At 68.7% G+C, this 19888-nt stretch carries 18 protein-coding genes and 3 pseudogenes; 10 read left to right on the top strand and 11 right to left on the bottom strand.

Translation table 11 applies throughout. The annotated features are described in order from the left end of the window. Nucleotides 1–28 precede the first annotated feature (28 nt). Together IE264_RS33425 and IE264_RS33430 are read left to right on the top strand one after the other, a co-directional pair. Nucleotides 29–904: an alpha/beta fold hydrolase gene (locus IE264_RS33425; RefSeq protein WP_032760994.1), complete on the top strand. Its 876-nt coding sequence runs from the start codon at nucleotides 29–31 to the stop codon at nucleotides 902–904. Nucleotides 905–1298: 394 nt separating this feature from the next. Further along, entirely contained in the window at nucleotides 1299–2831 is a 1533-nt protein-coding gene (locus IE264_RS33430; RefSeq protein WP_190167754.1) for an alanine/glycine:cation symporter family protein, read from the top strand. A 101-nt stretch (nucleotides 2832–2932) separates the two neighbouring features. Here the strand turns inward: IE264_RS33430 and IE264_RS33435 are convergent. Continuing rightward, nucleotides 2933–3244, bottom strand: a pseudogene (locus tag IE264_RS33435) (amino acid permease); the annotation flags it as partial. A 359-nt stretch (nucleotides 3245–3603) separates the two neighbouring features. Next, a complete protein-coding gene (locus IE264_RS33440; RefSeq protein WP_051822100.1) occupies nucleotides 3604–4089 on the bottom strand; it encodes a GbsR/MarR family transcriptional regulator in 486 nt (161 codons plus the stop codon). Nucleotides 4090–4183: 94 nt separating this feature from the next. On the opposite strand from IE264_RS33440, the gene IE264_RS33445 reads away from it, so the two are divergent. The 3 genes and pseudogenes from IE264_RS33445 to IE264_RS33455 all read left to right on the top strand — a co-directional run bounded on the left by IE264_RS33445 (nucleotide 4184) and on the right by IE264_RS33455 (nucleotide 7265). Then, on the top strand, nucleotides 4184–5113 hold the full coding sequence (locus tag IE264_RS33445) for an ABC transporter ATP-binding protein (protein WP_032761045.1): 930 nt from the start codon (nucleotides 4184–4186) through the stop codon (nucleotides 5111–5113). A 44-nt stretch (nucleotides 5114–5157) separates the two neighbouring features. Next, entirely contained in the window at nucleotides 5158–5931 is a 774-nt protein-coding gene (locus IE264_RS33450; RefSeq protein WP_032761044.1) for an ABC transporter permease subunit, read from the top strand. A 354-nt stretch (nucleotides 5932–6285) separates the two neighbouring features. Next, nucleotides 6286–7265 (top strand): annotated as a pseudogene (locus tag IE264_RS33455) (IS5 family transposase). A 149-nt stretch (nucleotides 7266–7414) separates the two neighbouring features. On the opposite strand, the gene IE264_RS33460 reads toward IE264_RS33455, so the two are convergent. Continuing rightward, entirely contained in the window at nucleotides 7415–7930 is a 516-nt protein-coding gene (locus tag IE264_RS33460; RefSeq protein ID WP_032761040.1) for a MarR family winged helix-turn-helix transcriptional regulator, read from the bottom strand. Between the two features lie 56 nt (nucleotides 7931–7986). After that, the gene (locus tag IE264_RS33465) at nucleotides 7987–9048 is read right to left on the bottom strand and encodes a PP2C family protein-serine/threonine phosphatase (protein ID WP_032761038.1); all 1062 of its coding nucleotides are present in this window, start codon (nucleotides 9046–9048) and stop codon (nucleotides 7987–7989) included. A gap of 140 nt (nucleotides 9049–9188) precedes the next feature. Between IE264_RS33465 and IE264_RS33470 the strand changes: the two genes are divergently transcribed. Then, on the top strand, nucleotides 9189–9704 hold the full coding sequence (locus IE264_RS33470; protein ID WP_032761036.1) for a nitroreductase family deazaflavin-dependent oxidoreductase: 516 nt from the start codon (nucleotides 9189–9191) through the stop codon (nucleotides 9702–9704). Nucleotides 9705–10034: 330 nt separating this feature from the next. Here IE264_RS33470 and IE264_RS33475 read toward each other — a convergent pair whose 3' ends face one another. Then, nucleotides 10035–10736 (bottom strand): IS3 family transposase, encoded by a 702-nt coding sequence (locus tag IE264_RS33475; protein ID WP_190167761.1) that lies wholly within the window; start codon nucleotides 10734–10736, stop codon nucleotides 10035–10037. A 64-nt stretch (nucleotides 10737–10800) separates the two neighbouring features. Here IE264_RS33475 and IE264_RS33480 point away from each other — a divergent pair, with 64 nt between their 5' ends. Next, on the top strand, nucleotides 10801–11211 hold the full coding sequence (locus IE264_RS33480) for a helicase associated domain-containing protein (protein WP_032759611.1): 411 nt from the start codon (nucleotides 10801–10803) through the stop codon (nucleotides 11209–11211). On the opposite strand, the gene IE264_RS33485 is transcribed toward IE264_RS33480, so the two are convergent. Beyond that, entirely contained in the window at nucleotides 11183–12526 is a 1344-nt protein-coding gene (locus tag IE264_RS33485) for an SWIM zinc finger family protein (RefSeq protein WP_032759612.1), read from the bottom strand. The two genes, IE264_RS33480 and IE264_RS33485, sit on opposite strands and share 29 nt — an antisense overlap. Next, entirely contained in the window at nucleotides 12523–15408 is a 2886-nt protein-coding gene (locus tag IE264_RS33490) for an SCO1167/SCO6262 family helicase (protein WP_032759678.1), read from the bottom strand. Before IE264_RS33490 ends, IE264_RS33485 begins: the two co-directional genes overlap by 4 nt. 390 nt (nucleotides 15409–15798) lie before the next feature. Here IE264_RS33490 and IE264_RS33495 point away from each other — a divergent pair, with 390 nt between their 5' ends. The 3 genes from IE264_RS33495 (at nucleotide 15799) to IE264_RS38505 (ending at nucleotide 16736) form a co-directional block, all read left to right on the top strand. Continuing rightward, entirely contained in the window at nucleotides 15799–16140 is a 342-nt protein-coding gene (locus IE264_RS33495) for a TniB family NTP-binding protein (RefSeq protein ID WP_051821997.1), read from the top strand. Between the two features lie 64 nt (nucleotides 16141–16204). Then, the gene (locus IE264_RS33500; protein ID WP_158706571.1) at nucleotides 16205–16540 is read left to right on the top strand and encodes a TniB family NTP-binding protein; all 336 of its coding nucleotides are present in this window, start codon (nucleotides 16205–16207) and stop codon (nucleotides 16538–16540) included. Between the two features lie 64 nt (nucleotides 16541–16604). Further along, nucleotides 16605–16736: a hypothetical protein gene (locus IE264_RS38505; protein WP_267067000.1), complete on the top strand. Its 132-nt coding sequence runs from the start codon at nucleotides 16605–16607 to the stop codon at nucleotides 16734–16736. 17 nt (nucleotides 16737–16753) lie between these two features. Here the strand turns inward: IE264_RS38505 and IE264_RS33505 are convergent, their stop codons facing one another. From IE264_RS33505 to tpg, 4 genes and pseudogenes are all read right to left on the bottom strand, one after another. After that, nucleotides 16754–17842, bottom strand: a complete 1089-nt coding sequence (locus IE264_RS33505) for a DMT family transporter (protein ID WP_229887894.1) — start codon at nucleotides 17840–17842, stop codon at nucleotides 16754–16756. 46 nt (nucleotides 17843–17888) lie between these two features. Further along, nucleotides 17889–18630 (bottom strand): annotated as a pseudogene (locus IE264_RS38815) (CTP synthase). A gap of 7 nt (nucleotides 18631–18637) precedes the next feature. Further along, nucleotides 18638–18940: a type 2 periplasmic-binding domain-containing protein gene (locus IE264_RS33515; RefSeq protein ID WP_032759614.1), complete on the bottom strand. Its 303-nt coding sequence runs from the start codon at nucleotides 18938–18940 to the stop codon at nucleotides 18638–18640. Between the two features lie 378 nt (nucleotides 18941–19318). Further along, a complete protein-coding gene (tpg, locus tag IE264_RS33520) occupies nucleotides 19319–19876 on the bottom strand; it encodes a telomere-protecting terminal protein Tpg (protein ID WP_032759615.1) in 558 nt (185 codons plus the stop codon). Nucleotides 19877–19888: the final 12 nt, after the last annotated feature.

Here is a 19888-nt window from a genome sequence, read left to right on the forward strand (position 1 = left end):
TTCACTGACCGGCCGAAGGACGAAACAAGTGACGTCGATCTACAAAAGTCCGCAGGCTCAGCAGGATGTGCGCCGTGGGTGCTTGGAGCGGATCGCTCGCTGGGATATTCCCTGTACCAGGAGGGAGATAGCGACCTCCGCGGGGCGCACCAGCACGCTCACCGCCGGCCCGGAAACTGACAGCAGGTCACCGTGCGTCGTCCTGCTGCCGGGAACGAACATGGGCGCCGCGCAATGCCTGGCCGCGGCAGAGGTACTGGCCCGCGTGCGCCGGGTGACGGTCGTCGATCTGCCGGGCCAACCCGGACTCAGCACACAGCAGCGCCCTCGCAGCCGGCGCATGGACTGGTACGGGCGGTGGCTGGGCGAGGTGCTCGCTCAGATCGGGAAGGGTCCGGTGGTGCTGGTGGGGCATTCCCTGGGCGGGGCGGTCGCCCTCGCCGGTGACTCCCCTCGTGTGATCGGCCGTGTGATCCTTTCCAGCGCGGGCGTCACCCGGCTGAAGGTCACCACCCCGGTCATGGCCGCTACTCTCCCGTGGCTTCTGCGCCCATCCGTTCCTCGCGCGGCGAGACTGCTGCGCCACATGTCCGACCCAGGGCACGTGCCGTCCAGCGACTTGTGCGTCTGGATGGATCTGGTGGCACGCTCCTGCCGTACCAGCCTCGCCCCGAGCCCGTTGCCTTCGGCTGTGCTCGACCAGCGCCGTCGCCAGCCGATCCTGGCTGTCGTGGGAGGGGGTGACCCCTTCCTGCCTCCGGAGACTCTCGCGCCCGCTCTGAGTCGTCGCCTGGGCACGGAACTCAGGGTGATGGATGGGGCGGGGCATCTTCTGTTGGAAGAGAAGCCGGATGAGGTCTGCACCTTGGTGGAGGAGTTCTGCGCCGGTCTGAGACAGCACTGAGGCGTGTGGGACCGCGGTTCCCAAGTCGGGCCCACCGCATTGCCCATGGAACCTGAACCGGCAACAAGATGCCCGATAAACGTAGCGGGCTATCCGGATAACGATCACGTCACACGTCCAGCAAGCATGCCCCCGATAACTACAGCTGTGACCTGCATCACTAAATGCTTGGTGAAGAGCGTGGTACAAATGCTCAACTTCGCAGGCGGGTCCACCGTCCCACCGGAGTGCCGGGGCCCACCCGGCAGCAGGTCAGAGCCATCAGCGTCGTCCTCCGCCGAATGGGACATGCCGGGTCCGACCGGACGGCGACGTTCGCTCATCCCCCCATCGCACATCGACCGGCGAAGCCCCCCACTCAACCCGCCGCTCCCGCGTCTTCGAGGTAGCCAACGTGTCACTCGACTCCATCACGCAGAACATCGACGAATCCGTCAGCGGGTTCTTCGAGCCCATAGCCAAGTGGCTGGGCGAGATCGTCTTCTACTCCGTCAATATCGGCGGGGCGGACGTGCCGCTCATCGTCACCTGGCTGGTAGTGGCCGGTCTCGTCTTCACCGGCTGGTTCGGCTTCGTCCAGGTGCGTAAGTTCCGGCTCGCCCTCGACGTGGTGCGCGGGAAGTACGACGACAAGGACTCGGCGGGCGAGGTCAACCACTTCCAGGCGCTGACCGCCGCCGTCTCCGGCACGGTCGGGCTCGGGAACATCGCGGGTGTGGCTGTCGCCGTCTCGATCGGCGGGGCCGGGGCCACGTTCTGGATGATCCTGTGCGGTCTGCTCGGCATGGCCACCAAGTTCGTCGAGGTCACCCTCGGCGTGAAGTACCGCGAGGTCCACGCCGACGGAACCGTCTCCGGCGGGCCGATGCACTACCTGCCCAAGGGCCTGGCCGAACGCTTCGGCAAGAACGGCAAGACCCTCGGCAAGATCCTCGCCGTCCTCGCCTCGATCATGATCCTGTTCTTCGGGCTCTTCGGCGGCAACCTCTTCCAGGTCAACCAGTCCTACGCCCAGCTCGTCTCCGTCACCGGCGGCGAGGACGGCGCGATGGGCTCCTCCGGCGGAGCACTCATCTTCGGCATCCTCGTCGCCGCCCTCGTCGGCATCGTCCTGCTCGGCGGCATCCGTTCCATCGCCTCGGTCACCAGCCGGCTCATCCCCGCGATGGCCGGCATCTACATCGCCGCCTGCCTCGTCGTCATCCTCGTCAACGTCACCGCCGTGCCCGCCGCGATCGGCACGATCATCGAGGGCGCGTTCAACCCCGAGGGCGTCGCGGGCGGCATCCTCGGCGCACTGATCATCGGCTTCCAGCGCGCCGCGTTCTCCAACGAGGCCGGGATCGGCTCCGCGCCGATCGCCCACTCCGCGGTCAAGACCAAGCACCCCGCGAGTGAGGGCCTGGTCGCGCTGCTGGAGCCGTTCATCGACACCGTCATCATCTGCACCATGACCGCGCTGACCATCGTCATCGCCAACCCGGCCAGCTGGGGCGAAGCCCGCGACGGAGAGTCCATCGGTGGCGTGACGATCACCTCGGACGCCTTCGAGACCGTGCTGCCCTGGTTCCCGTACGTCCTCACCGTCGCAGTGCTGCTCTTCGCAATCTCCACCGTCCTGACCTGGGGCTACTACGGCCTCAAGTCCTGGACCTACCTCTTCGGCCGCAGCCGCACCAGCGAAACCGTCTACAAGAGCCTCTACACACTCTTCGCCGTCGCCGGATCCCTGCTCACCCTGCAGACCCTCATCGACCTGGCCGACGCGGTCCTCTTCACCCTCGCCGTCGTCAACATCATCGGCCTCTACCTCCTCGCCCCCGTCGTCAAGCGCGAGCTCGACACCTTCCTCGAATACGTCCGCACCAGGAAAGCCGGTGGAACGGACGGGGACAAGGACGACGAGCCGACGAAGGCAACCGTCTGAGGTCGCGTGCCCGGTTTCTCCGGGGCATGTATGCCCCGGAGAAACCGGGCACAGGTACGCCGGAGCCGCTTCGCCGCCCGTTGAGCGCCCGCCGTCCGGTCCTATGACATGCGACGGGCACCGAGCATGCGGCGGACGCCGTAGGCGGCTAGAACTGCGGCACCGGAGACCACCGAGGAAGCGGGCAAGGCGCAAGCCAGGACCAGACACCCTGCCAGGCCGATGACGGGAATGATCCGTGCGGGGCAGCCCTCGGAGGCGATGAGTGTCCAGGCTGAGGCGTTCGCGACGGCGTAGTAGGCCAGCACTCCGAAGGAGGAGAAGCCGATCGCCTCGCGAACGTCCAGGGTCGCGGCGAGGACTGTCACCACGGCACAGACCGCGAGTTCCGCCCGATGGGGCGCCTGGTCCCGAATAGGAGGCATCCGAAGGTGTTCCCCCGCGTGCAACCTGCGACGGAACCGGATTCCGATCCTCACATATCGTCTACCGATATCGCTCCTCGTTGTCTGTCGCCTGCGTCGTCTACTGTGCCCCTCGTCAAGCGTTCGGACGGGTGGGGGAACAATCAAAGCCAAGTTCAGTCCAGGGCAGGTCAGCACCCGGCACAACCGGCGCGGCACCTCCCTGGGAGAGCAGCCGTTGGCCGCCCATTCGACCTCGCGCGCGAGGTCCAGGAAGACACGGGTGTAGGCACCGGCGGTGTCGACGCGCGCCTTCCCGGTCGGTTCAGCGGACCCTGCCGCAGCCGCCGATGGTGTGGTGGGGGGGCTCAGGCCTGGCCGGCGTCGTACTGCTCGCGCCAACGGTCGATCAGCGCCGCCATCTCCCGCTGCATGAAACCGTAAAAGTCCTGCATCTCGTCCAGTCGCTGACCCACGAGGCTCTCCCTGCCTGCAATCTTGACGCCGCCTGCGGCGGCGTCCCACATGCTGGCAAGCAGCGTGTTCTGGTTGCCCATCAGGGTGGCCCAGGCGTGCTTGCGGAAGCGGTAATGGTCGCGGCGGCTTCCAGGAGCAGGTACGCGCTCGATCATGCCGGTCGGGATCAGTTGGTTCACCGCTCCGGAGACCGCGCCCGAACTGATGCGCAGCGACTCGCCGAGTTCGCCTGCGGTCATGGTCTCGCGCCGGCTGAACAGCAGTGCCGTCATCACCCGTGCAGTGGTCTTCTGCATGCCGCCCTGGGAGAGGGTCAGCGCCAGCTTCTCCGCCTGTTCGCGCAACTCATGGTCCACGTCGTCTTCCGCGTCATGCATGCAGGGCCTCCTCCTGAGCCAGACCCCAAGGATACATATAGGCCTTAACGCTCTGAACATTCAAAGATATCTGAAACTAAGTTATGTTCCGGGTATGGAAAACGTGATTGAGCTCCGCGAGCTCACCAAGGCGTACGGCACGCGCCGCGGTCTCACCGGCCTCAACCTCGACGTGGTCCGGGGCGAGGTGTTCGGCTTCCTCGGCCCCAACGGCGCGGGGAAGTCCACCACGATCCGGCTGCTCCTGGACCTCATCCGGCCCACCGCCGGCCGGGCCACCGTCCTCGGCCTCGACCCGCGGGGCGACGGCGTCCAGCTGCGCCGTCGTGTCGGGTACCTGGCCGGTGACTTCGTGTGTGACGGACGCCAGAACGTCCGGGCCCACCTGCGGTTCCTGGCGGACCTGCGGGGAGGCGTCCCGCAGACCCGTATCGACGCCCTGGCCGACCGGCTCGGCCTGGATCAGTCGACGAAGATCAAGAAGCTGTCGAAGGGCAACCGGCAGAAGGTCGGACTCGTGCAGGCGTTCATGCACACCCCTGAACTGCTCGTCCTCGACGAGCCCAGCTCCGGACTCGACCCGCTGGTCCAGCAGACGTTCCTCGACATGGTGGCGGAGGCCGCCGCCGACGGCCAGACGGTGTTCATGTCCAGTCACATCATGAGCGAGGTGGAGGCCATCGCCGACCGCGTCGGCATCATCCGCGACGGCAGTCTGGTCGCCCTGGACACTGTGGCGAACCTCCGCACCGGAGCGATCTGCGATGTCGAGGTCACCTTCGAGGCGAGCGTCCCGGTGAGCGCCTTCGAGGGGCTGCCCGGCGTCGGCCGACTCCGCCTCGACGAGACGGGCACGCGCCTCACCTGCCAGATCTCGGGGCCGCCGGACGCCTTCATCAAGGCCCTGGCCCACTTCTCCGTCACCGGCCTGCGCGCCACCGAGCCCGCCCTCGAAGAGGTCTTCCACGCCTACTACGACGGGGCCGAAGCGGCACCGCGCACCGACTCGACCACTCTCGCCTGACCCCGCACTTCCACTGCACACCGGCACGGAAAGGATCCACCCCCATGAGCGCCGCCGCAATCCTCACCAAGACGCTGTCGGACAGCCGTCGAGGTCTGATCGGCTGGGCTGTCGGCACCGCACTGGTGGGAATGGTGTATGCCAGCACCTACCCCTCCCAGCGCGAGAACGTGGACAGCATTCCCGAGGCCCTTCGCCAGAGCCTCAACGTCGACGGCACGGCCGCCGGTTATCTGCAGGCCTCCGTTTTCGGCATCATCGTTCCCCTTCTTGCGATGATCTACGGCGTGACCATGGGGGCGAGGGCCATCGCGGGTGACGAGGAGTCCGGACAGCTTGATCTGCTGCTCGCGCACCCCATCACACGGACCCAGCTGGCCCTGCAGCGGTTCGGCGCTCTGGTGGCCGGAGCGTTCGGTATCTCCACCGTGGTCTGGCTCGCGGTCCTCGCCGTGCGCAGCAGTGCCGAGCTGACCAGTGTCAGCCCCCTCCAGTTCCTGGCCCAGTGCTTCAACCTGGCTCTTCTGGCGATCACTTTCGGCGCTCTTGCCGTCGGAGTCGGAGCCGCTGTGGGCCGGCGCGCTGTGGTCCTGGTCGTCGTCGCCGTCGTGGGGGTGCTCTCGTACACCGCCAGCACCTTCGCCACGCAGATCGGCGCCGACTGGATCGCCTACCTGTCGCCCTTCCACTACTACATCGAAGGAGAGCCGCTGCGGAACGGCTTTCAGTGGGGTGATGCCGCTGTACTCGTCATCGCCTCGGCGGTCTTCCTCACGGCCGGTCTCGTGCGCTTCAACCGCCGCGACATCAACAACTGAGGCTCACCGAGAGAGCCTTCCTCTCATCACTCCGCGGCTGACAGGAGAGTCCTGGCGGCCTGGACTGAGAAGCCGTCGACGGCCGGACAAACGTTGCGCTCATCGACCGCCCACAACGCACCCGGTGACAACAGCATGTCTCTGCGACAACTGAGGACTCGCGAAACTGACACAGCGTCACCCCTCACGCGATAACGCTCCACGGCAGGGATGCCCCCGTGGGTTTCTCACCTCCAGGACAGCGACCCCGTACCCCTGAAACCACCCACGACCAGCATTAGGGCCTGTGTGATGTCGTGATCAATTGCCGGGTTCTGTGCTTTTCGTGGGGTGGAACCCGGTAGGACTGTGGTCGTGACGCGTAGGCAACTCACTCATGCCCAGTGGAAGTTCATCGAGCCGTTCCTGCCGATCGGTAGGTACGGCCCGTATCCGGAGCGTTTGCGGGAACAGTTCGAGGGGGTGGTCTGGCGGTTCCGCTCCAGCGGTCAGTGGCGGGAGATGCCTGCTGAGTTCGGGCCGTGGGCGACCGTCTACGGACGTTTCCGCGTCTGGCGGGACGCTGGTGTGTTCACCGCTCTGCTGGAAGGTCTGATCGCTCAGGCAGCCCGCGCGGAGCAAACAGACCTGTCGCTGGTCAGCGTGGACTCCACTACGGTCCGCGCCCACCACGACGCCGCCGGGCTCCGCGTCAGCAAGCACCTCATGTCGGCCCTGGAGGAAGCCGCGCTGGAGCAGGAGACAGCCCGGCAAAAAGGGGTGGCACGGAGGAACAGAACGGACAGGACGAGCGCCGGCGTATCCGGCGCCGACGCAAGCTCCGTCTGAAGCAGGCCCGGCTCGGCCGGTCCCGGGGCGGCCTCACCAGCAAGATTCATCTCGCGGCGGACCGCAGATGCCGTTCGCTCGCGTTCGTCCTGACCGCCGGGCAGGCCGCGGACAGTCCGCAGTTCATCCCCGTGCTGGAGAAGGTGCGAGTCCGTCTGCCGGTGGGCCGTCCCCGCACCAGGCCCGGCGCAGTCGCCGGCGATAAGGCCTACTCATCGCGCGGAAATCGCCGCTACCTGCGAAAACGCAACATCAAAGCAGTCATCCCGGAGAAGAAGGACCAGGCCGCGAACCGCAAGAAGAAGGGCTCACAAGGCGGCCGGTCCATCAGCCACGACGCCGACCTCTATAAGGAACGGAACACCGTCGAACGCCTGATCAACAAGCTGAAAGCCTGGCGAGGCATCGCCACCCGCTACGACAAGTCCCCCGAAAGCTACCTCGCCGGCCTCCACCTCAGAGCCTCCATGATCTGGATCGACGACCTGCTCAAGACCACCGCGTGATCACGACATCACACAGGCCCTAGCTCGCCGGACGGGGTCCCGCATATAGGCCAGGGCCGCTCCGGTGCAGGTGTAGCAGGTCTCGTCATGGTCGACGGAAAGTTTCCTCGGCGATCACGGGCCGTATAAAGTTTCGCCTTTGTCGCCACTCAGCCACCCCAGCCCAATGGGTGCAGTCCGGTGCTTTCTTCCAGCAGCGGTGCCAGTGGCTCGCCACCTGCTTCGTTGAAGTCGGTGAGGGCGTTGATGAGCGCCGTTCGCTGCTGCGGAGCGAGCCGTTGGACGATCGAGGTGATTTCCTCGCGTCGGCGGGCGGTGACGTTTTCGACTGTGCGGTGTCCTTCGTCGGTGAGTCGCAGGAGTGTCTCGCGGCGGTTGTTGGGGTTGGTCTTCCGGTCAGCGAGCCCTGCTGCGATCAGCCGGTCGAGCATGCGCATCGCCGTCGAGGGTGCCACGTGCAGTAGTTCTGCCAGCGTGACGAGTTTGGTGGTTCCGCGTGTGGAGAGCACCACCAGCATCCGGAACTGCGGCAGGGTGACGCGGTCTTCGACGTGTGCCAGCGAGCGCGCCGATACCGCGACCAGCAGCCGAGAGGCGGTCAGCACTGCTTGGGTTACCGCATCCACATCATTCGTGCGCTCCGACGGAGCTATCTCCCTGGCCATGGCACCCTTTCTACCTTGCTCCGGGTTATGCGCATCCTTCTCTTCTCCGCTCACGTTCACCCGCTTCGGTGGCGCAGCAGGAGCATGGCCGCGTCGTCGTGCGGGCCGCTGGCGTGCAGGACGATGTCCGTGCGCAGCACTTCGAGTGCGGCGTCGGCGTCGAAAAGGTCGAGGAGCCCGGCTCGCTCCTCCAGGGGGTAGAAGGTTCCCTCTGCGTTCCGTGCTTCGGTGACGCCGTCGGTGTAGAGGAGAAGTTGTTCGCCGGGGCCGAAGTCGGCGCGGTAGGGGTGGGGCGGGTCTCCTCCGAGTGTCCCTATTCCGATGGGCAGTGCGTAGGCGAGTGGGAGGGGGAAGTCGACGGAGCGGTCGGGGCGGATGATCATCGGGGGCGGATGGCCGCAGTTCAGGAACGCAATGGACTCTTCGTCGGTGTGTATCTCGGCGAGGATGGCGGTCACGAACTTTTCTCCGTTCGCCTCGCGGGCCACCGTGCGCTCCAGCCGCGTGGCGATGGCTGTCAGGTCGGGCTCGTCGTGCGCCGCTTCACGGAAGACACCCAGGACCAGGGCGGCCGTCTCCACGGCAGCGAGCCCTTTGCCCTGGACATCCCCGACGATGACGCGAACTCCGTACGGCGAAACCACGACCTCGTACAAGTCACCGCCGATACGTGACTCGGCGACCGCCGAGGTGTAGGAGGCCGCCACCTGCAGAGGGCCGACCTGGCGCGGTACGGGACGCTGCAGCACGCGCTGGGCCACCTCTGCGATGGAACGGACGCTGGCAAGCTCCGCCTCGCGCCGCATGCGTGTGCCCGCCGCCAGGGCGCCGGCCAGTGTCACTCCGGCGACCGAAGCCATGGCCGTGTAGCCCCGCCGGGTGTCGAAGAGGCCGTCATACATTCCCAGGCCGGCGCACAGCAGCAGCGCGGCGCAGCCGATGAGCACGGTGCGCCGCCAGGTGCCGATCAGACCGGCGAAAGCGGGACCGAGGGAGACGAGGGGAAGGAATCCAGCCTGCGGGCCAGCAGTGATGTCCATGGCAGCCACCACCGCCATCACCACGATCGGAAGCCAGGACAGCACCACCGGTTCGCCCCGACGCTTTGTACTGATCATGACGCTCCTAGCAGTGCGATGGCTTCTGCCCGGCTCAGCCGGGCTGCCCCTAAGCTTTAGACTATGCAAAGATTCCCTAGGCTAAGGGCCGGGCCATACCTCTGTTATCCGATCGGTTCCCTTCCTCACTCGCAGGAGGCATGGTCGTGACGCAGGAACATGGTGAGCCCCACCGTCCTCGCCTGCCCCGCGGCTGGAAGCGGCGCATTGCCCGGCTGCCCATAGCGTTCTACCGGGCCGGCCTCGGCCCGGCTCTCGGCCGAAGGCTGCTGCTCCTGCGCCACACCGGCCGGCACAGCGGTCTCGACCGGTACGCGGTTCTGGAGGTCGTCGCGCACGACCCCGCGCGGGGAACCTGGATTCTGGCCTCCGGTTTCGGCCCCGCCGCAGCCTGGTACCGGAACCTGCAAGCAGCACCGAAGACCACCATCCAGGTCGGCAACCGCCACTACGCCGTCACCGCACACTTCCCCAGCGCCGACGAGGGCAGTGAACTCATGGCCCGATACGCCCGCTCTCACCCCCGTGCAGCCCGCCGACTGTGCGCGTTCATGGGTGTGCGGGTACCCGACGGCAGTCCACACTCCTACCGGCAGGCCGGCCAGCGCATACCCTTCGTTCGCCTCGAAGCAGCCATCGGACAGCACCTGCCCTGAACACAAGAGACTGGCGCCGACACCGAGCGTTCCCCAGCTTCGCGATGATGGGACGGCCTTGTCCGCCAGAAGCCTCGTGTGCTCGGCTACTCGTCCTCGGACAATCCAGCCGCACCTTGCGGTTCCCGGCCGGGCAACTGAAGACCAGGCGGCGACGAGGGATCGTGACGCGCTGACGGCGCTTTCCGGGTACGGGGGGAGACACTCTTCTCGGCCGGCTCGCCGGAGACCACGCTGGAGGCGAGCACCAGGTCGGTGGGGCACAGGGCCGCGCCCAAGCCGATGCCCAGAGCGGCGGCCGACTGAACCGCCCCGGGTTCGGTAGAGACTTCAGATTGTGGTTGTGACCTGGTGTTTCTGGATTGCACGGTAGTAGTTGGTCTCGTGTTCGGCGGGTGGGATGTGCCCTATTTCACCGTGGAGGCGGCGGTGGCAGTACCAGTCGATCCACTCGGCGGTGGCGAGTTCGACGTGGGAGAGCGTCCTCCAGGGCCGCCCCGGTTTGATCAGCTCAGTCTTGAACAGGCCGATCGCAGACTCCATGAGGGCATTGTCGTAGGCGTCACCGACGGAGCCGATCGAGGCCGCGATGCCGGCGGCGTCCAAGTGCTCGGCGAGCCGGAAACTCGTATATTGCGACCCGGCATCGGAATGATGTAGCAACTCGCCCCGCTGATGGGGCTGTTCGTCGCGGTCGCGCTGCCACAGGGCCATGTCCAGGGCGTCCAGGACTAGTCTGGTCTCCTTCGACGTAGCGGCGGACCAGCCGACGATCCGGCGGGAGAACGTGTCGACGACGAAGGCGACGTAGACGACTGCCGACCAGGTCTTGACGTGGGTGAAGTCGGCGACCCAGCAGCGGTTGGGGGCGGCCGCGACGAAGTTGCGGTCCAGTAGGTCCGGTGCCCGCTCGACGGCGCTGTCCGGGATCGTGGTGATGATCTTTCTCCCGCGGACGGCGCCTGTGATGCCGAGTTCCCGCATCAGGCGCTCGACGGTGCACCGGGCTACGGGGCGGCCCTGGCGGTGCAGCTCGCGCCATCGGTAGCGCCACTATCGCTTCCGCGGCGACTTCGCCGACACCGAGGCCCACGGCGTGCTGCCCGCGATCCAGCCCGGCGTGCTGTTCGAGCGCGACAACCTGGGCAAGCGGCTGCAGCGGCAGACGAACTTCTGGGCGCAGCTGTCCGCCGAGCAGCAGGAGCGGCTTTCCGTGCTGGGCGTGAAGCCCGCTCAGCGGGTCGCCGCGGCAGCGGCGGGCCAAGGGCGCCGGGAAGACGTCAGCAGCCTTCGAGCGGGGCGTGGGCGGCCCTCACGCAGTACATCCGCCCTCGAAGGCCACCAGCGCGTCCCCAGAACCCACGCAGAAGCGATCGCGGTGGAGGGCGAGACCACGCGGGTGGTCGTGAAGCTGGGCGTCTGGATCTCCAACACCAAAAGCCGCCGTGTCAAACTCACCGCCGACCAACGCGGCGCCCTCACGGAGCTGGGCGTGGAGGGGGCGTGACATCCAGGCTGGCGAGCAGCCCGGCCAGTACTGCTGTCACGTCCCGGTCTGCGGGACCGGCCGGCCACCAGCCGCCCTGTTCCTTGCGGTACGGGTACCAACGTCCGTCGGTGCCCAGCCGTAGCTGGACCTCGTGTCCGATCACTGTCAGCCGGTTTCGCGTGATTCGCAGTCCTGGGGGCCGTTCGCCCTCCCACGCCTGCTTGATCGCCTCGCGGACCAGGTTGAGTTGCGATGGGTCCGGGTCCCACGCGTCGTCCAGGACCGGCAGGGCTGCGGCGCCGCCCTGCTTCCAGGCCCGTACCGTTCGTGTGAGCGCCTGTGGGGTGCGGCCTGCGTGCCTGCAGAGCCGGGCGAAGACTTCCGATGGGGGTGCGGCCGCCGCGAGGCGTACGAGGTCCTCGGCCGCGGTGAGGCTGGCCTGGCCGGTGGGCCGGTGCGGGACGTCGCAGGGCAGGGCGGCCTGGCGAAGCAGTCGTGCCGCGCGGGCGGCCGTGTCGGCGGCCAGGAACTCCAGGGCCGACGGGTCCAGTCCGGGTGTGGGGTCGCCTGCGGTCGCGAACGATGCCACCTGCCCTGGGTGGTCAGCCTCGGGCGGCGGGGCAGGGAGGGCCGCTATCCCTGCGCGGGCGGCGGCGTACACGTCGCGGGCGGGCACACCGAGCAGTCCGGCCGGGGCGGGTGTCTGCGGCGCGGCGTCATCAGCCGCCGCCCGGACGGCGTTGCGCCGCTGGAGCTCGTCCATGAGTTCGCGCTCGCCGCGTCCGCGCAGCAGAAGCAGAACGAACGGGTCCTCGTCGAGGAGGCGGGCCACCTGGTAGAAGACTGCGGCGGCGTGCTTGCAGGGGTAGCCCCAGTCAGGGCAGGAGCAGCTGGGGGTCAGTTCGCCTTGCCGGGGCAGCAGTCGGACATCGGCCCGGGCGGCGTCGTCGACCAGCGTGGTGGGGATGTCCCGGTCGAGCAGGGCCGCGATATGCCCGGCCTGGGCGGCGGCGGTGTCCAGCAGCAGCTCCCATTCGCGGGGGCTGAGTTGGGGGATGTCCATGGAGGTTCGGTACGGCGTGGGTCGGCTGCCCTGGACCCGGGCGGCCACCTGGCCGGGGGTGACGGTGATCTCACCGACGTTGCCGCCGCGCGCGTAGGTCCGCCCCCTCGCGAGGCGCCCCGTCGCCAGGCGCTGCTTGCCTTCCAGAGCTTCCACCCACGCGTTGCCCCACCAGGACTCGGCGAAGGACCGCCGCCCCCGCGCCGGGGACAGCGGCGGGAAGGTCCGGGTACGGCCGTCGTCGGCCTTCTTCACGACGCTGCGGCTCATCGGGGGCTCACCTGAAGTCGGACCAGGTCGGCCAGTTCGGCGTCGGTCAGCTCGGTGAAGGCCGCTTCACCGCCGCTGAGTACGGACTCGGCGAGATCCTTCTTCCGTTTGAGCATCTCGGCGATACGGTCCTCTACTGTTCCCTCCGCGATCATGCGGTGCACCTGTACCGGCTGGGTCTGTCCGATGCGGTAGGCGCGGTCGGTGGCCTGGTCCTCCACGGCGGGGTTCCACCAACGGTCGAAGTGGATGACGTGCCCGGCCCTGGTCAGGTTGAGGCCGGTACCCGCGGCCTTGAGCGAGAGGAGGAAGACGGGGGCCTCGCCGTCCTGGAAGCGCCGCACCATCTCCTCGCGCCGGCTGACCGGGGTGCCGCCGTGCAGGAACTGGGCGGGCACCGAGCGTGCTGTCAGGTGCGCCTCGATCAGCCGGGCCATCGCGGTGTACTGGGTGAAGACCAGCACCGCGCCGTCCTCCGAGAGGATCGTGTCGAGGAGTTCGTCGAGGAGTTCGATCTTTCCGGACCGGCCCGCGATCGTGCCGCCCTGTTCCTTCAGGTACTGGGCGGGGTGGTTGCAGATCTGCTTCAGGGCGGTCAGCAGCTTGACCACCAGGCCGCGCCGGGCGATGCCCGCGCTTCGCCCGATTTCGGCCAGGGTCTCGCGGACCACCGCCTCGTAGAGTGCGATCTGTTCCTTCGTCAGGGCGACCGCCCGATCCGTCTCGGTCTTCGGCGGCAGCTCGGGAGCGATCCCCGGGTCGGACTTCTTGCGGCGCAGCAGGAACGGCCGCACCAACGCGGCGAGCCGCTCGGCCGCCTGCGGGTCCTGTCCGCTCTCCACATCTCGGGCGTAGCGGTCGCGGAACACCTTGAGCGGGCCCAGCAGGCCGGGGGTGGTCCAGTCCAGCAGTGCCCACAGTTCGGAGAGATTGTTCTCCACCGGTGTGCCGGTGAGGGCGACCTTGGCCTGGGTGCCGATGGTGCGCAGAGCCTTGGCGGTGGCGGAGAAGGGGTTCTTCACGTGCTGGGCCTCGTCCGCGACCACCAGGCCCCAGGCGCCCGCCGCGGTCAGCTGCTCGGCGTGCAGCCGCATCGTGGCGTAGGTGGTGAGGACGAATTCGCCTGCCGTTAGGTCGTCCAGGCTGCGGGCCGGGCCGTGGAAGCGGCGCACGGGCGTACCCGGGGCGAACCGTTCGATCTCGCGGCTCCAGTTTCCGAGCAGCGAGGTCGGGCAGACCACCAGGGTCGGCCCGGACAGGCCCGGGAGGCTCTGCCGATGCAGGTGCAGGGCGATCAACGTGATGGTCTTGCCGAGGCCCATGTCGTCGGCGAGGCAGCCGCCGAGCCCGAGCGAGGTCATCTGGTGCAGCCAGGCCAGACCGCGCAGCTGGTAGTCGCGCAGGGTCGCATTCAGCGCGGCGGGCTGCGCGAGCGGTGCCCGGCGGGCGGTGGCCTCGGGGTCCGCGAGCCGTTCTTTCAGTTCGGCCAGCCAGCCGCCGGCCGTGACCTCCACCCGCTCCCCGCCGACCTCCACGCTGCCGCTCAGGACCGCGCCCAGCGCCTGGACGGGGGTGAGCTGGCGGTCCTTGCGGTCCCTGGCCCGGGCCAGCACTTCGGGGTCGATCAGCACCCACTGGTCGCGCAGTCGCACCACGGGCCGCTGCGCCTCGGCGAGCCGGTCGAGCTCGGCGGCTTCCAGCTCGCGGCCGCCGAGTGTGAGCTGCCAGCGGAAGGTGAGCAGAGTGTCTGCGCCGAACATGGACGGCAGGTCGGAACCGGCCTTGTCTGCAGGCTCGACCACAGCGCGGGCGAGGAGTTCGCGGGCCAGCTCCTTCGGCCAGTGCAACTGGATCCCCGCGGCGGCCAGAGGCGCGGCGGCTTCCCCGAGGAGCTCGGACACCTCGGTGTCGGAGAGTTCCAGCTCGGCGGGAGCCACCGCGGTGAGCAGCCGGCCCAGCGGCGGCCAGGCCCTGGTGCCCCGGCGCAGCGTCAGCAAGGTGTCGATCTTCGTACGCGGACCGAAAACGCCGCCAGCCGCTGACCGGCCCGACCAGATGTCCGCGGCGTCGGCCACCACGGTGGCATCGCCGAGGCTGTGCAGCTGGACGACAGCGCGGAAGGGGCTGCCCTCGTCTTCGTCCTCCCATGCGTCAGCCCGGGCGTCGGGATCGCCGGTGTCGTGGCGGTCGCGGGCCGGCAGGCCGGGGAGTTCCAGCCGCAGCGAGACTCGCACCCCGGCGTCGAGCCCGGCGGCGACCTCCGCCGCCCAGCCGCGCTGGTGGGGCACCGGCTGCGGCACCTGAGCGGTCCAGGCCGTGGCGCCGGCGGCCGCCGGCGCGGCGGGCGTACGCGGCAACGTGTCGGCCACCGCATCGAGGAAGGCCCGCAGCAGTTGCTCGGCCTCGGGCAGGCGAACCGGCGCAGGACCGGCCAGCGGCACCGCCCGGGCCTCGGGCGGCATCGCACCAGCCAACTCCCGCACCCGCACCACGTCCTGCTGGTCGAACGGCCCGATACGCCAGGCATCGAAACCTGAGGGGCTGACACCGGGCAAGAGCCTGCCACGAGCGACCAACTGCAAAGCAAGCACGCTCGCCGCGCCCCAGAACACGGCGGCCCGATCCGCACCCGGCACACCTCGCATCCGGCCAAGTGCAGGCAGGGCCTGGGAGACCGGCACCATCATGGCGTCGACATCACGGCGCCGCACAGAAACGCCATGCGGCCTCACCACGGTCAGCCGACCGGTCACCACAGGCGGAGCGTGACCGTCGCTACGCCAGAAGGCCACCCGACCAAGCCGGGGCGGGTCAGCAGGCAGGAAAACGGCGGCACAGGCAGCCAGCTCCCCAAGCCGGGCCAGGTCCACGACACCCGGCAGGGCGCCGAATGCCTCGTCGTTGAGGGTGACTTCGACCGGGGTGGCGGTGACACGCGGGACGGTTGCCACGGCAGTGAGCTGCTTTCAATCCGATTGCACGGCGGGTACCAGCCGCCCACCGAGCGTAGCCGAGACCGGGGCCAGGCCGCCGCCCAACCCCGATCCCCGGCCAGGGAGCCAGACGAGGCGGCGGCCAGAGCCGGCGGTCTTGTAGCGGGTGGTGACAACTGGGGTCAGCCGTATGCCGATACCGGTCAGCTGGGTGCCGGATACCAGGGACACCTGAGACCTCGGTGACGAAGCAGGCCGCCTGTGCAGGCGGTCAGAGGAGAAGGGGCATACGTAGGGTACGACCGCTTGCCGAAGACGCCGGCAAAAGGCCCGGCGGCCGTGTTCCTACCCGGGGACGGGGCGGGCCGCGACGACGCCCCGGCTGGCGAACTGGACTACGGACTGCTGCCCGACGAGAGCGAAGACCACTTCCTGGGCCTGGAGCAGGCACAACTGGTGGGGACCGAGCCGCTGTTGACCACGCGGGACACCATCGAGGCCGCCATCAAGGCCAAGGTGATGAAGGGCGTCTACGGGCCTGCCGGGTCCGGCAAGACCATGTCCGTGAAATCCGCACTGTGCCACTGGCCCCGAACATCACCCACCGCCTGGAGCTGCGCCCCGGGCCGGCTCCCCGGGACATCCGCCACGGTCTCTTCCAGGCTCTGGCCTGCCCGGTGAGCCGGCCGCCCGGCCGATCGAGTTCGACACCCTCCTCAAGGAGGCGCCGGCCGAGGAGTCCCGGGTGCTGGTCTGCGACGAGGCGCAGAGGATGAAGAAGACCGGCTTCGAGTTCCGGCGCAGCCGGTGGGACGACAAGCGCACCAACATCGCGGTGATCTGCGCCGGAGGTGACGGCTGCTACAAAGTCCTGCGCCGTGGACCGAGGCTGGCCTCCAAGATCTTCATCTGGCAGGAATTCACCCGCATGCGCAACCCTCCCCTACATCACACCCAACGTGCTCTTCGACGGCGACGGGCTTGGGGCTCGTCGAGAGGTGGGCGGCCCGCCACCCGGATGCTGTCCGGCTGGTGCCGCCACAGGGCACGCCCTTCGCCTGAATACAACGCGAACCGGTGAGTCCTCCTTGGCGCTGTGCCGCCGGACGCTGGAGGCCTGTCTGTTGCCGGCCCCCGGGGAGACCATGGGTTCGGACGCAGGCTTCCGGCTCGGCTTCACCCGCGACGTCGACACGGTGACCGGGGGCCTGCGGCGGCTGGGCCCCGTACTGCTGCCGGACGGGCCGCCCGGCGGGGGCGGGCCGTCCGGCGATTGAGGGCTTGCCGGCCTTGCTCAGGGTCGCGCCGGTTGCACGGCCCCCTCTTCCTTCCCCTCTTCGGCCGGCGGGGGTACGGCTTCGGCTCCGGTCCCAGCCTCGGTTCCGGCCCCGGCGCCGGCGCCGGGCTTGTTCCCAGCCACCGGACGTGACGGCGCGGTGCGGGTCAGCAGTACGCCGCTGACGATCAGTAGCGCGCCCACCACGGTGTTCCAGCCCAGCGACTCGTTCAGGAAGAACACTCCGACGATCGCCGCCCACAACGGGGTCAGATACGCAACCGTGGAGGCGACCGTCGAGCCGACGGCGCGGATCACCGACAGGTTCCACATGTACGCGAGCCCGGTGCCCACGGCGCCGAGCACCACCATGGCGGCCATCGGCCCCTTCCCGCCCCAATGTGGTGCGCCACTCAACAGTGGTGCGACCAGCGCGAGTTCGAGGGTTGCCCAGCTGACCTGAATGGCGGTCAGGGTGATCGCGGGGATGTCTCCGCCGGACAGGTAACGGCGGGTGTAGGTGTAGCCCAGCCCGTACGAGGCGGTGGCGACCAGGCAGATCACACTCCCTTTCATCAGCGAGGACTGCCCGCCCGACCACACGCCGAGCACCACCAGGGCGCCGCACAGGCCGGTGGCGATGCCGAGCAGCCGTCGCAGGTTCGGTTTCTCGTCCGGCAGCATGACCAATACCCAGACCAGGGTGAACAGGGGAATGGTGGAGTTCCACACCCCGGCCGTGACGGAGTCGATGTACTGCTCGCCCCAGGCGAACAGGGTGAAGGGGAAGGCGTTGAGCACCGTCCCCACCACCAGGGCGTGCCCCCACACCCGCAGGTCACGCGGCATTCCCAGCCGCCGCACCAGTACCAGGCCCCACAGCACCAGTGCTCCGAAGAAGCACCGCCAGAAGGCGACCCAACCCGGTTCGATACCGGCTTCGACACCGATCTTGATGAGCGCGAACCCGGACCCCCAGATCATCGAGCAGATGACGAACTGAGGTACCCACGACTTGGCCGGTACAGCGGATAAGGCGTTTACGGAGCTTGCCACTTCGAGTCCTTTCGATTTGCCGTGCGTTTCTTGTCGTGCGCTCTTCGTCATGCGTTTCTTGTCGTGCGTTTCACGGGGGCGGAGCTGTGCCGCTCGATCACGTCTCCGTGCTGCGCCCGACCGCCGCCGAGGCGAAAGCGCGCACCAGGGGGTGGGGCCGGGAGGTGTCGTCGGCCAGTTCGGGCTGGAACAAGGTGGACAGGAAGAACCGGTGCCCCGGCAGTTCGGCGATGCGGGGGTGGCCGTCGTCGTGGGCGGTGAAGCGCAACCCGTGGTCGCGCAGGGTGCCGGCGTACCGGGGGTCCAGAGCGTGCGTGCACTGGTAGCGCTCCACGGTCGTGCGCGCGCCGAGCGCTTCCTCGGCCAGTGAGTCGGGCTCGGTGTGGACAGTCCCCTCGTGGTCCGCGAGGCCGCGTGACAGCGGAAGCGGGCTGCCGGGGGAGTTCTCGGCGTGGGCGGCGCCGTCCGGCGCGCAGACGTGGCGAGCGAATTCCAGGAGGACGTGCAGGAAGCCGCCGCAGGTCGCCGGCAAGGGGATGTCCCGCTCGCGCCGTGCGCACAGCGCTCACCGCTCCGGCCTCGCCCCGGTACGGGCTGTCCGGCACCAGCCAGATGCCGTCGAAGCCGGCCAGGTCCCGAGGGCCGTCGAGCTGCGCGGTCGACAACCAGTAGGCGTCCACCAGCAGCCGTTCGCGGTGCCACAGCGCCTCCGGCATCGGCGCGTGGCGGGTGTGCGCGGGCACGCCCGCCGACCGCTCGCCGACGAGCGCGATCCGGGCGGGCCGGGTGCGCGAGAGGTCCGGGTCGGCCGGGGGGCGTGGTGCGACGGTGGTGGGCACGCCGGAATCATCCAGCGGCCCTGCCGAAAGGACAAACGACAGCTTCTGATTCCTCGACAGGTGATGCTGATCCGGTGGACCCGCGCCTGCTCAGGACCTTCTCGGCCGTCATCACGCACGGCTCCTTGAACTCCCGGGCCTCGGTCGGGGAACAGGTGAACACCACGCCGTACTTCCACATGTCCGCAAACGGGACGACGGGCAGCCCCAGGCCCTCCGCGATCTCCTCGGCGGCCAACGGGTCGGCGCCGGTGTTGACGAGCGCCTCGACCTGGGCGATGCGGAGGGTCTGCTCGTGCAGCTGGGACAAGCCCGAGGCATGAGCCTCGACGTATGGGCTCCGTCATGCCGCCCCACCGGCTGCTGGCCTGCGTCACGGCCGTACGGAACCGGCCGCGCTACCGCCCGCAATCAGGTAGGCCGCTCGGGAGGGGAGGACGGCTGCTTCCGTGCCTGCCTGCCCCAGATATCTCCTCGAATCCGCGGCGTCAGCCTCCCATGGCAGTGGCCGGGCGCGGAATGACGAGGTCGCCACCGAGAGCCGCCCCAGGAGTGGCCCACGCCGGGCCACAGCTCAGCGACGCGACGACCAGACCTCTACGCGCTCAGCTCGCCGTCTCGACCGCTCACCCGCCAACTGAAGCGCCCAGTCACAGAGGGCTCGCGGGCTGTCCGGACGGCATGGCTGCTACAGGTCGAACTCAAGGTGTTCGATGTCGGTGAACCGGACTTCGTCCAGGCTGCCGGCGCGGCGGCCGCCGTCCTGGAAGTAGACCTCCTTGAGCGCTTCGGCCGCGATCTCCTGGAGCCGGGCGTCACTGGCGCCCTGGTCCTGGGCGTCGAAGAGGCGGGCGGCGTGGGCCGGCGGCAGGGCAACGGTGAGGTGGCGGATGCGGTCCTGGTCGGTGGAGCCGATGGGGGCGGTGTACCCGAGGCGGGCGCGGGTGTCGATGATGATGCCGCCCGTGGACGCCGCCTTCTGCTTGGCCTTGGCCCGGATCAGGGGCTGCCACCGCCTTTTCACCTCGCGCTCCAGGCGTGCGGCAAGGGCCGGGCGGGGTTTCTTGATCTGGTCCTTCACGTACCGCTCGACGGTGCGCTGGGAGATCCGCAGCATCTGGGCGACCGGCTTGGTGCCGCCGAGCTGCTTGACCAGGTACCGCATCTGCGCGCCCGCGCTTTTCGGTGCGGGGCGGGTGAACGCCTTCTGCACCGCGGTGTCCAGGCCGTCCCCGATCAGGCTCATCGTCGCCTTCTC

The organism is Streptomyces microflavus (assembly GCF_014650075.1).
GTDB lineage: Bacteria > Actinomycetota > Actinomycetes > Streptomycetales > Streptomycetaceae > Streptomyces > Streptomyces microflavus.

What these genes read in the sequence shown, in the direction of transcription:
- IE264_RS33440 (WP_051822100.1), bottom strand. Translation starts at nt 4,089, where the DNA reads ATGCATGACGCGGAAGACGACGTGGACCATGAGTTGCGCGAACAGGCG.
- IE264_RS33445 (WP_032761045.1), top strand. Translation starts at nt 4,184, where the DNA reads ATGGAAAACGTGATTGAGCTCCGCGAGCTCACCAAGGCGTACGGCACG.
- IE264_RS33450 (WP_032761044.1), top strand. Translation starts at nt 5,158, where the DNA reads ATGAGCGCCGCCGCAATCCTCACCAAGACGCTGTCGGACAGCCGTCGA.
- IE264_RS33460 (WP_032761040.1), bottom strand. Translation starts at nt 7,930, where the DNA reads ATGGCCAGGGAGATAGCTCCGTCGGAGCGCACGAATGATGTGGATGCG.
- IE264_RS33465 (WP_032761038.1), bottom strand. Translation starts at nt 9,048, where the DNA reads ATGATCAGTACAAAGCGTCGGGGCGAACCGGTGGTGCTGTCCTGGCTT.
- IE264_RS33470 (WP_032761036.1), top strand. Translation starts at nt 9,189, where the DNA reads ATGGTCGTGACGCAGGAACATGGTGAGCCCCACCGTCCTCGCCTGCCC.
- IE264_RS33485 (WP_032759612.1), bottom strand. Translation starts at nt 12,526, where the DNA reads ATGAGCCGCAGCGTCGTGAAGAAGGCCGACGACGGCCGTACCCGGACC.
- IE264_RS38505 (WP_267067000.1), top strand. Translation starts at nt 16,605, where the DNA reads ATGGGTTCGGACGCAGGCTTCCGGCTCGGCTTCACCCGCGACGTCGAC.
- IE264_RS33505 (WP_229887894.1), bottom strand. Translation starts at nt 17,842, where the DNA reads ATGACGAAGAGCGCACGACAAGAAACGCACGGCAAATCGAAAGGACTC.
- tpg (WP_032759615.1), bottom strand. Translation starts at nt 19,876, where the DNA reads ATGAGCCTGATCGGGGACGGCCTGGACACCGCGGTGCAGAAGGCGTTC.